This is a genomic window from Undibacterium sp. Ren11W, assembly GCF_049340485.1.
GTDB lineage: Bacteria > Pseudomonadota > Gammaproteobacteria > Burkholderiales > Burkholderiaceae_D > Undibacterium.
This window is the reverse complement of record NZ_JBMPPB010000016.1, coordinates 1-14376: the sequence shown is the minus strand read 5'-3', so window position 1 is coordinate 14376 and position 14376 is coordinate 1. Positions and strand designations below refer to the sequence as shown.

Genomic DNA, 14376 nt, shown 5'->3' with positions numbered 1-14376 from the left:
ATTTTTCGCTTCACTATCGATTTGCACCGACTGCGTTGCTTTTCTGCCAGATTGCTACAAAGCGTTTTGTTTGTAAGCAGCAGAGAGATGAGATTATGCGGCATTTCCTTCTGCTCGTCAACCCCTTCTTTTACTAGCGTTTGAATTTACTGTGTTTCTCAATTCAAACCAGGGATTGCTTTGCCTGCCTTACTTTCTTCATTTCGCCCCGCTCTTCAGCGGGAGGCGAACTATAGCAAAGCTTGCTCTCGCTTGGCAAGCTTTTGTTTAAATGATTTAGCAGGTGGGTCACTTCGCTTTAGCACTGTTATAAATGAGTGATTTGGGCGCGAGAGCTTACAACAGTTAAAATAGCGTTTTAATTTGCCGAGCAAGTGCGCGGTAGATGCTTACCTGATTTTTTAAGTATTGATTATGCTACGTCTAACCGACATACAACTACCTCTCGACCATCAAGAATCGGACATTAAAACTTCGATAATCAAGAGGCTTTCCATCGAAGAAAAAGACCTTCTTGATTTCTCTATTTTTCGGCGCAGTTACGACGCCAGAAAAAAATCAGCAATCGTCCTGATCTATACCTTGGACGTATTGACGAGCAATGAAGTAGAGCTTCTAAAACGTTTTCAAGGGAATACGAGTATAAGCGCATCCCCTGATACCGAATATCGCTTTGTGGCTCACGCGAAAACAGCGGACTATAAGCTGCGGCCGGTAATTATTGGATTTGGTCCATGCGGTTTATTCGCAGCTCTAATTTTGGCGCAAATGGGATTTCGGCCTATCGTCTTAGAGCGCGGTAAAGCAGTTCGCGAGCGCACGAAAGACACCTGGGACTTATGGCGCAAGAGAGAATTACATCCTGAGTCAAATGTGCAATTCGGCGAAGGTGGGGCTGGTACTTTTTCGGACGGAAAGCTTTGGAGTCAGATTAAAGATCCTAAACACTATGGCCGCAAAGTATTAACTGAATTCGTCAAAGCTGGCGCTCCGTCCGAAATTATGTATGTCAGCAAGCCACATATAGGCACCTTTCGTCTGGTTAAAATGATAGAGGAAATGCGTGCCAACATTGAGGCACTTGGCGGAGAAATCCGTTTCGGGCAAAAAGTAACCGATATAGATATTAAAGACGGTCAAATGCTAGGCTTGACCATTAATGATCAAGAATATTTGGCTGCAGATCAAGTCATACTCGCTATCGGTCATAGTGCCAGAGACACATTCGAACTGGTTCATCAGCGCGGCATCTATGTTGAGGCAAAACCATTTTCGATTGGATTTCGGATCGAACACCCCCAATCCATTATTGATCAAGCGCGCTTCGGACGAAATGCTGGAAATAAAATTTTGGGATCGGCCGACTACAAACTAGTCCACCATGCTAAAAATGGGCGTTCCGTATATAGTTTCTGTATGTGTCCGGGCGGCACTGTGGTTGCGGCCGCCTCAGAGCCGGGACGCGTCGTCACCAATGGCATGAGCCAATATTCCCGTAATGAACGCAACGCAAATAGCGCCATCGTGGTCGGAATCACTCCAGAAGATTACCCCGAGCATCCATTGGCAGGAATAGATTTACAGCGCAAACTAGAATCTCTCGCTTATAAGCTTGGCGGCGAGAACTACAACGCGCCCGGCCAATTAGTTGGCGACTTTATAGCGAAACGCCCCTCAACTGAAATTGGCAGCGTGATTCCATCCTATAAGCCCGGAATTACCATGTGCGATTTAGCCTTAGCACTACCTACTTACGCGATCGATGCAATACGAGAAGCCCTACCTGAATTTGAAAAACAAATTAAGGGCTTCGCGATGAGCGACGCTATTCTGACGGGTATAGAGACTCGCACATCGTCTCCGATACGAATCAAGCGAAATGACACTAACTATCAGAGTATAAATACTCAAGGTCTATATCCTGCCGGCGAAGGTGCAGGCTATGCTGGAGGGATCTTATCGGCTGCGATAGATGGAATTAAGGTAGCTGAAGCAGTGGCACTGAATATTCAAAACAAGGCGAATTCTTTTTGAATTTGTGACAACGGAGATGTCAAATACGACTAACTGCCGCTTGACATCTCTTGAAGTAGCATTCGACTAGTTGATCAAATCATCTAAGCCGGCGGCAAGTTCAGCGATAGGTGGCATGGTCGATAGAAGCAGATCAGCACTAATCGCTAATTTACTGGCAATTTCCGCTGGGAAGGTTGCCTCAAGTTCTGTTTTCGAATATTTATTTTCATTTCCTCTGACGTACCAGGAAGCAAGATGAATTACGGCGGCCATGGGTTCAAAAGAGGCCGAGTGCAAAGGATCAGGAAAAGACTTGATCACGGTAGAGAAATTATCTGGAAAACGCCAGCGTTTTGCCAACTCCGCACCAACATCAGCAAAGTCGTATCCAAATGAAGCCTGTTCAACGCCGAGGCGACGGGAATCAAGGGGTCCTGCAATTTTATCTATTTGCAGAGTCTGTTCGGGCATTCCGGCATGCATAACCAACTGCCCAATCGCATGCATCAATCCGACGGTAAAAGCGAAATCAGAATTGCCGTGAATTTGCTTAGCGATCCATTTTGCAACCACTGCAGTATGCATGCTATAACGCCAAAACTGTTTGAGATCCACCCCAGGCATGGCCTTGAATCCCCCCGTTAGACCACTACTAATGACCAAGGTCCGCACCGTCATGAAGCCTAGCATTAAAACCGCATCATCGACCGTACCTATACTTTTTGATGCATGGTAGTAGGACGAGTTTGCAAGACGCAGCAGTTTTGCGCTCAATACCTGATCGGCTCCTAGTTTTTTAGCAATCTCATCAATCGACACATTATCGTTGTTAAAGCTGTCAATTACCTCTTGCACGACCTTAGGTATGGTAGGTAAAGCATTCTGTTGCTGAAATAGCGCATCGAAATTCATAGATCATCTCCTCCGGTGATTGCAACATCAAGCCTATGACGGCAGGGCTTTGCGCAGCTAGCTTACGCACAAAACATGGTGATCAAAAGAAAGGGAATAGTTGAAAAAATATTCCTCTCGGATAAATAATACTCCGATAAATATTTGAAAGGAATGTTTTTTTATGAAGCGATTTTGCGATGCGCAAACTCAACAAATACGCTGATTTACAATAATTTTTGCCAGTATGTGACGTCTACCCACTGATTATTTTTAAACCCCACTTCAGAAAAATGAGCAACTTTACGAAAGCCCATTTTCTCATGTAACTTAATACTCTTTTCGTTGGGGAGGGCGATCCCCGCAATAACGGCATGCACGCCTAACTTACCCAAGTCGTCAAACAAATATTCATACAAACTAGTACCACAACCGCGACCAAGCGCCAAAGGAGACAGGTAAACACTTACCTCAACCGAGAAGCGATACGCCGACCGTTCTCGCCATTTAGTAGCATAGGCGTAGCCAACAACAATGCCATCATTTTCGATCACCAACCAAGGCAAAGTCTCGGAGAAACGAATAATTCGCTGCGACATCTCTGAAGCAGCGACCTCGGCCTCTTCAAATGAAATAGTCGTATTTTCGACATAGTAATTGTAAATATTGCAGATAGCTTCGGCATCTGCCGTTTTTACGGGGCGTATGATCGTCATATCGTCTACTTTTTAACTGAAATTTAAGAGAGAGAATTCTTCAAACGTAAGAAGCAATGGCGCATAAAAAACTCAATCGTCCTTCACTCCGTCAATTCCCAATTCTTGAATTTTTCTGGTGATCGTATTTCTACCTATGCCGAGACGTATAGCGGCATCGTTTTTGCGTCCGTGGGTGTGTCGCAAGGCAGCCTTAATCACCACAGATTCAAAAACCTTTCCCAATTTATCGATGACCTCGGATTGTCCCTGTGCCAGCATCGTGCTCGCTTCACTCTCGAGCAAGTTCATCCAAGTATCACTACTTTGCTGCGCCCCAGAATGATTTAAGGGCGCAGTATGTGAAGCTTGAGGTGGATTTAGCGCGTACTCAGCATTTAGCTGATGATTATGGTTGGCTGCGCCAATTATTGGCTCCACACTTAACTCTGACGAGTGATCCGGATGCAATAATTCTTGTGGCAAATCAAAGATTTCCACAGTTTGCCCCGGGGCCATGACTGTTATCCAATTACATAGATTTTCCAACTGACGCACATTCCCAGGGAAGTCTAAGCCGGATAAGAAATTCAACGCAGGGTCTGACATGCGCTTAATATCCACACCCAATTGTTTGGCACTTTGAGCCAAAAAAAACTTTGTCAGGAGCGGAATATCTTCACGTCGCTCACGCAGGCTAGGCAAACGTAATCGGATCACGTTGAGGCGGTGGTATAAATCCTCCCTAAAAAGACCATCTTTGACTCTAGACTCCAAATTTTGATGGGTGGCCGCGATTACTCTGACATTCGCTTTCATAGGCTGATGGCCGCCTACACGATAAAAATGACCGTCTGACAGAACACGCAACAATCTTGTCTGCAATTCGGAAGGCATGTCACCGATTTCATCCAGGAACAGAGTGCCGCCTTCGGCTTGCTCAAAACGCCCTCGCCGGGTCGCTTGTGCTCCGGTAAAAGCGCCGCGTTCATGACCAAATAATTCTGATTCAAGTAAATCCTTAGGGATTGCGGCCGTATTTAAGGCAATAAATGGTTGCAAAGAACGCGGACTATGTTTATGCAAGGCGCGCGCCACCAACTCCTTTCCACTACCGGACTCGCCGGTAATTAAAACAGTGACGTTTGATTGCGATAAGCGCCCGATTGCGCGAAACACATCTTGCATTGCGGGTGCCTGACCAAGAATTTCAGGCGTCTCGGAAATATTTTGCTCTACGCTTGCTTCACGCAGACTTTCGTCCATCGCGCGTCGAATTAACTCGATTGCCTTGGCTAAATCAAAAGGTTTGGCGAGGTACTCAAAAGCGCCGCCCTGAAACGCTGCAACCGCAGAATCGAGATCAGAAAAAGCCGTCATAATAATCACGGGCAAACCTGGATATTTAGCTTTGACCGTTTGCAACAACTCCAAACCAGACGCGCCATGCATGCGAATATCGGAGACAAGAACTTGTGGCATATCACTCTGCAAGGCGGTCATTGCGTCTCGAGCATTGGTGAAACTTTTTGTCGCAAGATTTTCACGCGCCAGTGCTTTTTCTAGCACCCAGCGGATTGAATCATCGTCATCCACTATCCAGATTGGTTTCATATCGTTTTGCATTCCGTGTCGGTAATTGTTAGGCATATCGATGTTAGTAACACTTATGATGTTACGTTTTCCCACTCAGATTTTTTTAAGGGAGTGGGATTAAAATTCTGAAGTCAGTGCAACCCGGTCGGCTTTCACACTCTATCGCCCCCAAGTGCTGCTCGACAAAGGTTTGAGCGAGGGTGAGTCCAAGTCCGCTACCGCCGTCTCTTCCCGAAACGAGCGGGTAAAAAATACGATTACGTATTTCATCGGGGATGCCGGGCCCATTGTCAATAATATGTAAATCCAATGCTAATCGGTAACGCACTTTTGCCAACGTCATCTGACGCATTACTCGGGTTCTAAAAATAATTTCTGCGTCCCCTAACTTAATGCGCTCGCTCAAGGCTTGTGCTGCGTTATGCGCTATATTGAGTACGGCCTGTATCAACTGCTCTTTATCGCCGCGAAATTCTGGTATAGACAAATCGTAATCGCGCTTGATTGTTAGCCCTTGTGGAAATTCCGCCACCATCAGACTACGCACCCGCTCGCAGACTTCATGAATATTCACATCACCAACTATGTGTGGCAACCGATGCGGCGCCAACAAGCGATCAACCAAGGTCTGCAAACGATCTGCTTCCTTGATAATAACTTGCGTGTATTCACGCAATTCCTTTAAGTGACGCTCCGGCAATTCCAATTCCAATAATTGCGCGGCCCCTCTTATGCCACCCAAAGGATTTTTAATTTCATGCGCCAGATTACGGATCAACTCTTTATTCGCCTTGCTTTGATCTAACATGCGCTCTTCTCGATCGAGCTTTAACTGCTGCACGTTTTCACGCAACTCTATCAGCACCGGAGAATCGGGATTATCCAGGGCGGTAACGATGCTATGCACATGTAAGGCATCCCTACCACTGCGTTCTAGTGTGAGATCCTGGCGCTTGTCGGCAAACTGATGCGCTACGGCTTGCTCAAACACAGCCAATAACTCTTCGCCATTTAGAAATAAATCAGATAACCTTTGATGCGTCAGGGCCTTAAAAGAGCTCCCGAGTAAACTCTCTGCTGCTGCGTTGGCATACATGATGCAGCTATCGGCATCCAGTACGATGACAGCGGAAGTGAGCAAATCCAAGCCAGCGAGTGAAGTGAGTGGTGTTTTCAAAGTGATCAGTAATAAAAAAAGGCCGCGTACAGCGACCTTAATATGCAAACATCATGCCTGAAATCGCTTTATCGCCGTTGCAAAATATTTCTAACATCAAAACACCTTACATCGCTCATTTAACGATACAAACAACTAAGAGCTGGGCTTACCTTAGATTGCCTAATTCCCTTTTTAGTGCTTCTATGTTTTTTTCAGTGCGACTAATTTCGTCTTTCATCATCGTGGTGCGTTCTTGATATTTGGCGAAATTTTTCTCTCCACCAAGACGTTCAGGTTCACCATTGTTATATTCTTTTTTCAGAGTTGCCAATTTCTGATCTTCTGTCTTCAACTCATCGCTCAAGATTTGCTTGCGATCCGAATCGCGCGCCTTTTGAGTGCCGTCGTCGACCTTAGGGAAGCTGGTAGGCGTGGACGTCGGGCTTGCACTTACCTTCTTAGAAATGGGCGGCGCAGGAACGACCGTAATGCCTTCCAACTCAACTTTTTTACACCCCTTGGTCGCACCTGTATTTTTATATTCTTTCTTGCCATTCTCATCGACGCACAAATACACGTCGGTTTCGGCGTGAACCTGCGCAGCTAAAGCACAGAAAAAAAGAAAACCAGCAAATATTCGATTCATAGTAGGGCCATTTGGTAACTAACGGGCTCAGTGTATGCCAAGCCGGGCGTTAGCACAATTGCAGTGCAATACTCGGTAACAATTTGACGAAAAAAAGCGGGGAAATCCCCGCTTTTTTAATGCTCATCCAAATTCAGCTGTTATTACAGTGAATAATACATATCAAATTCAGCAGGATGAGTTGTCATGCGCATACGTTGCACGTCTTGCATTTTCAACTCGATGTAAGCATCGATCATGCTGTCACTAAATACGCCGCCACGTGTCAGGAACTCGCGGTCTTTATTCAATGCATCCAAAGCTTCTTCCAAAGATGCGCAAACTGTTGGGATCAACGCGTCTTCTTCTGGAGGCAAATGGTACAGATCTTTAGAAGCAGCTTCACCTGGATGTATCTTGTTCTGCACGCCGTCCAGACCCGCCATCATCAGTGCGGAGAAGCACAGGTATGGATTTGCCAGAGGATCTGGGAAACGGGCTTCAACGCGACGACCTTTAGGATTCGCGACATAAGGAATACGGATAGAAGCTGAACGGTTTTTAGCGGAGTACGCCAATTTTACCGGTGCTTCGTAACCTGGAACCAAACGTTTGTAAGAGTTAGTACCTGGATTAGTGATCGCATTCAATGCCTTGGCATGTTTAATGATACCGCCGATGTAGTACAGAGCAAAATCAGACAAACCAGCATAGCCGTCGCCTGCGAACAGGTTTTTACCATCTTTCCAGATCGATTGATGTACGTGCATACCAGAACCGTTGTCGCCAACGATAGGTTTAGGCATGAAAGTAGCTGTCTTACCATAGGTATGAGCAACGTTCCATACAACATATTTCAAGTTTTGCGTCCAGTCAGCGCGTTCTACCAGAGTAGAGAAGCGGGTACCGATTTCATTTTGACCAGCACCAGCAACTTCATGGTGATGCACTTCAACCGGAATACCCAAAGACTCCAGAATCAGACACATTTCAGAACGCATGTCCTGGAAGCTGTCAACTGGAGGAACTGGGAAATAACCACCTTTGGTAGTAGGACGATGACCAGTATTGCCGCCTTCGAGTTTTTCGCCAGTAGTCCATGAGGCTTCGTCAGAATCAATTTTCACGAAGCAACCGGACATGTCGATTTTCCAACGTACGCTGTCGAAAATGAAGAATTCTGGTTCTGGACCGAAGTAAGCGGTATCGCCGATACCGGACGATTTCAAGTAGGCTTCTGCGCGCTTAGCGATAGAGCGTGGATCACGGTCATAGCCTTTGCCATCGGTAGGCTCAATCACGTCACATTGCATGAACAATGTTGTTTCTTCCATGAAAGGATCGATATTGGCAGTGCTAGGATCTGGGATCAACAGCATATCTGAGGATTCTATCCCTTTCCAACCAGCGATGGAGGAACCGTCAAAGGCGTGACCAGATTCAAATTTATCGATATCGAAATGAGAAACTGGCACAGTGACGTGCTGTTCTTTGCCTCGGGTATCAGTAAAACGGAAATCAACGAATTTAACTTCGTTATCTTTCGCCATTTTCAAGACTTCTGCGGCTGTCATTGCCATGTAAAACTCCTCAAATAGATCTATAAATAAATTCGAAAATTGCTGAGCCGTCTGCTAGCCGGCGCATACATCTTGCTAAACACCTAGTTTTTTGAAATAGGGAGTATCAAGCTGACAGCAGAACTCAATTGAAGATCATAGCAGATTCCGTGCCATCTTCAAGCCAAAACCACTTTCTATGGAGCGAACGCTAAATCCTTGTTTTCGCTATGCTTTTCGATACAAGGAATAAATGCGACCTAAGCCACCCAACATCGCAAACGCACCAAAATGGAGCAAGAAAGTCAATAAGCACTTAAAAAGGGCATATTTAAACTAAACTAAAAATTTGCACTTATTTTGTGCGAGTTATGAAATTCCTATTTTGCACAGATCATTGTTAGCCCTTGGCACTCCTGATTTGGTTTTATTCTTGGCTAGCAAGCTAAAAAAACTGACATATCGACTTAGATTTATTATTCTTACTATATTCACAAACCTCAGTTGAATCGGCCGCCATGCACCCCATCATCCCAATACTAAGCAGTAAAGAGATTAAGCGGCAAAAAAACAAGGGACGTCAAGTAAATGCCATAGCGTTGCAAGAAGTACGCACTGTTTTAGGTATAGTCTCTCGGCAAGCGGATCTACTGATACAACATTTGCATACGATTAACGATCACTTTGGCAGTCTTACCGACGCCCATCTGGCGGCACTGGCGCAAGAAATGCATTTGGCACAAACCGAGGTATTTGAAGTCGCCAGTTTTTACCATCACTTTACTATTATTAAAGAGCATGCCGACACGTCCGCAGAGATCAGCTTACGGATCTGCAATGGGCTTTCTTGCGAAATGGCAGGCGCTACGCATTTATGCGGACAAATGCACCGTTACTTAGACAATGCCGAAAACAAATCGATACACCTTCTCCGCGTGCCCTGCCTAGGTCGCTGCGAACAAGCACCGGCGGCGATCCTAGGTCAGCATGCCATACCGAACGCCGACCTACTCGCAATCAATCTGGCGATCGAACAAAAAAATAGCGAGGCCGAGACTTTAGATTATATTGATTACCAAACCTACAAAGCCCAAGATGGCTACCAAGAATTACAAAAATGCCATGACGGGAAATTTGAAAAGGAAGCCCTGTTTAAGTGCATGGAAGAATCCGGCTTGCGTGGTCTGGGTGGAGCTGGTTTTCCCGTTGGCCGTAAATGGCGCATCGTTGCTGCCGAAGCTGCTCCGCGTTTATTGGCAGTCAATCTCGACGAAGGCGAACCCGGCACCTTCAAGGACAGATATTATCTAGAGCGCGACCCGCATCGTTTTCTAGAAGGTATGTTGATTGCTGCGTGGGCAGTGGATATCGCCGAAGTGTATATTTATTTGCGTGACGAATACCACGCCTGCCGCCACATGCTTGAGGCCGAGCTGGTTAAGTTACAAGAAAACCCACCGGTTGCTGGCATGCCTCGGATACATTTACGCCGCGGTGCCGGGGCCTATATTTGCGGTGAAGAGTCGGCCATGATCGCCTCGATAGAAGGCAAACGCGGCCTGCCACGTTTGCGCCCACCTTACGTGGCACAAGTTGGTTTGTTTAATCGCCCCACCCTGGTCCACAATTTTGAGTCTTTGTATTGGGTACCCGATTTACTCAAAAAGGGCAGTGCCTGGTTTAGCGACCAAGGTCGACATGGGCGCTCTGGCTTGCGCTCCTTTTCGGTGTCCGGGCGAGTAAATAAACCAGGCGTATATCTGGCACCTGCCGGGATTTCTGTGGAAGAACTGATAGAAGAATATTGTGATGGCATGCCCGACGGCCATGTCTTATATGCCTATCTACCGGGCGGGGCATCGGGCGGCATCTTACCGGCCTCGTTAAGCCTGTTGCCATTAGATTTTGATACTTTGCAAGCCTATGGTTGTTTCATCGGTTCGGCCGCAATTATTGTACTTTCCCAGCACGACAGCGCAATTGCCGCTGCCAGAAACATGATGGCGTTTTTTAAACATGAATCCTGTGGCCAATGCACGCCTTGCCGCGCGGGCACCGCCAAAGCACTGCACCTGATCTCACAAGAGGTTTGGGATATTCCGCTACTGCAGGATCTGTCTGCTGTGATGCACGACGCATCGATTTGCGGACTAGGGCAAGCAGCCCCCAACCCTGTCGATTGCGTGATTAAATACTTTCCGCACGAACTCAATCTAGCGCAGGAAAAACCATGAACAGCTCAGCCTTGGCTAGCAGCGCCACTGCAGCACATACTGCAATCGAAATACAGCTCGACGGTCAAGCTATCGCCTGCACGAACAATGAAAGCTTGCTCAGTATCGCCAAGCGAGTAGGTATAGAAATCCCGCATCTATGCTACCAAGACGATATGGCAGCGGCGGGAAATTGCCGCGTCTGCATGGTAGAAGTCAACGGTGAGCGAACGCTCGCTGCATCTTGCTGCCGTCATGCCAGTGCAGGCATGCAAGTAGAAACCAGCAGCCCACGCGCACTCAAGGCGCGCAAGATGGTATTAGAACTGATGCTGGCCGATGCACCTCCGAATGAAAATAAAGCCGACAGTTGCGCCAACGAATTGCAGCATTGGGCACAACAGGCTGGAGTACAGGCAACGCGCTTCGCTGCTCGCAAAGCACAAGCACAAGCACAAGCACAAGCACAAGCACATGATCGATCACACCCGGCGATTGCAGTCAATCTGGATGCCTGCATACTCTGCACCCGTTGCGTGCGCGCCTGCCGCGAGGTGCAGGTCAATGATGTCATCGGCTTGGCATTTCGCGGTTCTGACAGCAAGATCGTGTTTGATATGGATGATGCTTTGGGCGCATCGACCTGCGTCGCTTGCGGTGAATGCGTACAAGCCTGCCCGACCGGCGCGCTGCTACCGGCCAACCCTAAGGCGCAACAGTTACCGGATCAAAAAGTTGATTCTCTGTGCCCGTATTGCGGAGTCGGGTGCCAACTGACCTATCACGTCAAAGATAAACAAATCATCGCCGTTGAAGGCCGCGACGGCCCCGCCAACCATGCTCGCCTATGTGTCAAAGGACGTTATGGTTTTGATTATGCGCACCATCCACAGCGATTGACAGTGCCACTGATACGCCGCAGTGACGTGACTAAGCGCGCCGATGTAGAGATGGATCCGGCAAATATGATGGAGGTATTCCGCGAAGCCAGTTGGGATGAGGCACTCAGCTTCGCCGCCGGAAAATTAGTCACTTTACGCGATCAGCATGGCAAAAAATCTCTGGCCGGCTTTGGTTCGGCCAAAGGCAGCAATGAAGAGGCTTATTTATTCCAGAAATTAGTCAGGATAGGCTTTGGTAGCAATAACGTCGATCATTGCACCCGCCTCTGTCACGCATCTTCGGTTGCCGCGCTATTGGAAGGAGTAGGCTCGGGCAGCGTATCCAACCCTATCATGGACGTTGCAATGGCTGATGTGGTCATCGTGATCGGAGCCAATCCTAGTGTGAATCATCCGGTCGGTGCCAGTTGGATCAAAAATGCGGTAAAACAAGGCAGCAAGCTAATCGTCTGCGATCCACGCAGATCAGATATGGCAAGACTGGCGCATAAATTCCTGCAATTTAATCCCGATACCGATGTCGCCTTACTAAATGCCATGATGCACGTGATCATTCAGGAAGATCTGATTGATCACACCTTCATCGCCCAGCGCACTAGCGGCTTCGAGGCCATCAAGCAACATCTGCTCGACTATCCACCGGAGCTAATGGCAGCAATCTGCGGCGTTCCCGCCGATACCATACGCGAGGTCGCCAGATTGTATGCCAAGGCCAAGACCGCGATGATCTTCTGGGGCATGGGTGTATCTCAACATATACACGGCACCGACAATGTGCGCTGCCTGATCGCTCTGGCTTTGATGACGGGCCAGATCGGTCGCCCCGGCACCGGCCTGCATCCCTTACGCGGCCAAAACAATGTACAAGGTGCCTCTGATGCGGGCCTCATTCCTATGATGTTCCCCGACTATCAGCGCGTTAGCGAGCCTGCAAACATCATCAAATTTGAAGAGCTCTGGCAACTCGCGCCCGGCAGCCTAGATAGCCAACCCGGCCTGACCGTGGTCGAAATTATGCATGCGATCGTACAGACGGAGGAGCAAGGAAAAATCCGTGGTATGTACATCATGGGAGAAAATCCGGCGATGTCTGACCCCGACGTGAATCAAGCGCGCGCCTCATTGGCGGCACTGGAACATCTGGTAGTGCAGGATATTTTCCTGACCGAAACCGCCTACTTCGCCGACGTAATTTTACCAGCCTCGGCCTTTCCAGAAAAAACCGGCAGTTTTACCAACACCGACCGTACCGTACAACTTGGCAAACCAGCGATACCGCCGCCAGGCGATGCCCGCCAAGACCTATGGATTATTCAGCAAATCGCCCAGCGTATGGGGCTCACTTGGAACTACCCGGATGCCGCTGCAGTGTTCGAAGAAATGCGGCACTGCATGCCTAGCATCGCCGGCATCAGTTGGCAAAGACTGGAGCGCGATGGTGCCGTCACCTACCCTTGTCTGCATGAAGAAGATGCGGGCGAAGCGGTGGTGTTTACCCATTGTTTTCCAAGCAAAGATGGCCTGGCAAAATTTGTCCCGGCAGCCTTGATCTCAGCCGACGAGCAACCGGATGCCGATTACCCTATGGTGCTCATTACCGGTCGCCAGTTAGAGCACTGGCATACCGGCAGCATGACGCGCCGCGCCAGTGTGCTTGATGCGATAGAACCAGATCCGGTCGCCTTAATTCATAGCGAGGATTTGATCGCCTTACATATCAAGGCGGGCGACATCATCACGCTGAGCTCACGCCGTGGCGCGGTTAGTCTATACGCCAGAGCCGACAATAGCTCCCCACGTGGCGCGGTGTTTGTACCGTTCTGCTATTACGAGGCGGCGATCAATAAACTGACCAATTCCGCGTTAGATCCATTTGGAAAAATTCCTGAGTTTAAATATTGTGCAGTGAAACTTACCGCTGGCGGTCAGATACCAGTGCAAAGCAGTTTTGGCGGTGGCCAGGCGATGCATGCGATCTCAACTAATCTGGCCGAGTAACGCGAAGCACAGTAAAATCCTCAGGACGAAATCCCATTTCCAAAGGAACTATGATGACCACCAATTTACTCGATGACGCCCAGCAATTCGGCATGGATCACAATCTGCCCTACGCAGGTGCGGTCGCGCCAGAGGATGCATGGGCGCTATTGCAAGCAGATCACAAGATTATTCTAGTCGACGTGCGCAGCAATGCTGAGCGCGATTGGGTCGGTCGCGTCAGCATCCCGGAAGCACAACATCAGGCGGTGCAGTGGAGTCTGTACCCAGGCGGTGCGCCAAATCCCGATTTCCTCGCACAATTAAAGGCCGCGGTACCGGATACCGATACCGTCATTTTATTTTTGTGCCGCTCAGGTGTGCGTTCACGTCACGGCGCCAAGCTGGCAACGGAGCACGGTTACAGCCAATGCTACGATATCTTGCAAGGTTTTGAAGGCGATAAAGATGTACATGGTCATCGCAAGACGGTGGGCGGCTGGTGCAGCGCGGCACTGCCTTGGCTAGGTGCTTGAGAATAGTCAAAAATAGCGTCAAAAAATTCAAATTCAAGCAAGCCCAGCGCGCATATTCCATGCGGGCTGCAGACTAGGCATGCGACGTAAACTTCGAATTGCGACATTCAAGGGCAAAAAAACAAAGGGTTGAGATAGGAGATGGAGTACCTTTGTGGTGTTCAAAGCCGAAAGGACACGCCATGAAATTCACCCATCTCAACCGCC

At 48.2% G+C, this 14376-nt stretch carries 10 protein-coding genes; 4 read left to right on the top strand and 6 right to left on the bottom strand.

Features of this window, described 5'->3' with window-relative positions:
- Positions 1 to 414 precede the first annotated feature (414 nt).
- Positions 415 to 2034 (top strand): NAD(P)/FAD-dependent oxidoreductase, encoded by a 1620-nt coding sequence (locus ACO0K8_RS22175; protein WP_422948837.1) that lies wholly within the window; start codon positions 415 to 417, stop codon positions 2032 to 2034.
- 66 nt (positions 2035 to 2100) lie between these two features.
- On the opposite strand, the gene ACO0K8_RS22170 is transcribed toward ACO0K8_RS22175, so the two are convergent.
- From ACO0K8_RS22170 to glnA, 6 genes are all read right to left on the bottom strand, one after another.
- A complete protein-coding gene (locus tag ACO0K8_RS22170; RefSeq protein ID WP_422948836.1) occupies positions 2101 to 2928 on the bottom strand; it encodes an HDOD domain-containing protein in 828 nt (275 codons plus the stop codon).
- Positions 2929 to 3134: 206 nt separating this feature from the next.
- A complete protein-coding gene (locus ACO0K8_RS22165) occupies positions 3135 to 3623 on the bottom strand; it encodes an arsinothricin resistance N-acetyltransferase ArsN1 family B (protein WP_422948835.1) in 489 nt (162 codons plus the stop codon).
- Positions 3624 to 3695: 72 nt separating this feature from the next.
- A complete protein-coding gene (gene ntrC, locus ACO0K8_RS22160; RefSeq protein WP_422948834.1) occupies positions 3696 to 5216 on the bottom strand; it encodes a nitrogen regulation protein NR(I) in 1521 nt (506 codons plus the stop codon).
- Positions 5217 to 5301: 85 nt separating this feature from the next.
- Complete coding sequence (glnL, locus tag ACO0K8_RS22155) at positions 5302 to 6375, bottom strand: nitrogen regulation protein NR(II) (RefSeq protein ID WP_422948833.1); 1074 nt, start codon at positions 6373 to 6375, stop codon at positions 5302 to 5304.
- A gap of 148 nt (positions 6376 to 6523) precedes the next feature.
- Positions 6524 to 7003: a DUF4124 domain-containing protein gene (locus tag ACO0K8_RS22150; RefSeq protein WP_422948832.1), complete on the bottom strand. Its 480-nt coding sequence runs from the start codon at positions 7001 to 7003 to the stop codon at positions 6524 to 6526.
- 143 nt (positions 7004 to 7146) lie between these two features.
- Positions 7147 to 8562, bottom strand: coding sequence for a type I glutamate--ammonia ligase (gene glnA / locus ACO0K8_RS22145; protein WP_126126722.1), 1416 nt, complete (start codon positions 8560 to 8562; stop codon positions 7147 to 7149).
- A gap of 497 nt (positions 8563 to 9059) precedes the next feature.
- Here glnA and ACO0K8_RS22140 point away from each other — a divergent pair, with 497 nt between their 5' ends.
- Genes ACO0K8_RS22140 through ACO0K8_RS22130 form a run of 3 tightly spaced genes read left to right on the top strand, consistent with a single transcriptional unit; the run spans position 9060 to position 14169 of the window.
- Entirely contained in the window at positions 9060 to 10775 is a 1716-nt protein-coding gene (locus tag ACO0K8_RS22140) for an NADH-ubiquinone oxidoreductase-F iron-sulfur binding region domain-containing protein (protein ID WP_422948831.1), read from the top strand.
- Positions 10772 to 13654 carry a formate dehydrogenase subunit alpha gene (gene fdhF, locus ACO0K8_RS22135; protein ID WP_422948830.1) on the top strand — a complete coding sequence of 961 codons (2883 nt, stop codon included), beginning with the start codon at positions 10772 to 10774 and terminating at the stop codon, positions 13652 to 13654. The genes ACO0K8_RS22140 and fdhF overlap by 4 nt, the downstream gene beginning before the upstream one ends.
- A 50-nt stretch (positions 13655 to 13704) precedes the next feature.
- Complete coding sequence (locus ACO0K8_RS22130; protein ID WP_422948829.1) at positions 13705 to 14169, top strand: rhodanese-like domain-containing protein; 465 nt, start codon at positions 13705 to 13707, stop codon at positions 14167 to 14169.
- Positions 14170 to 14376: the final 207 nt, after the last annotated feature.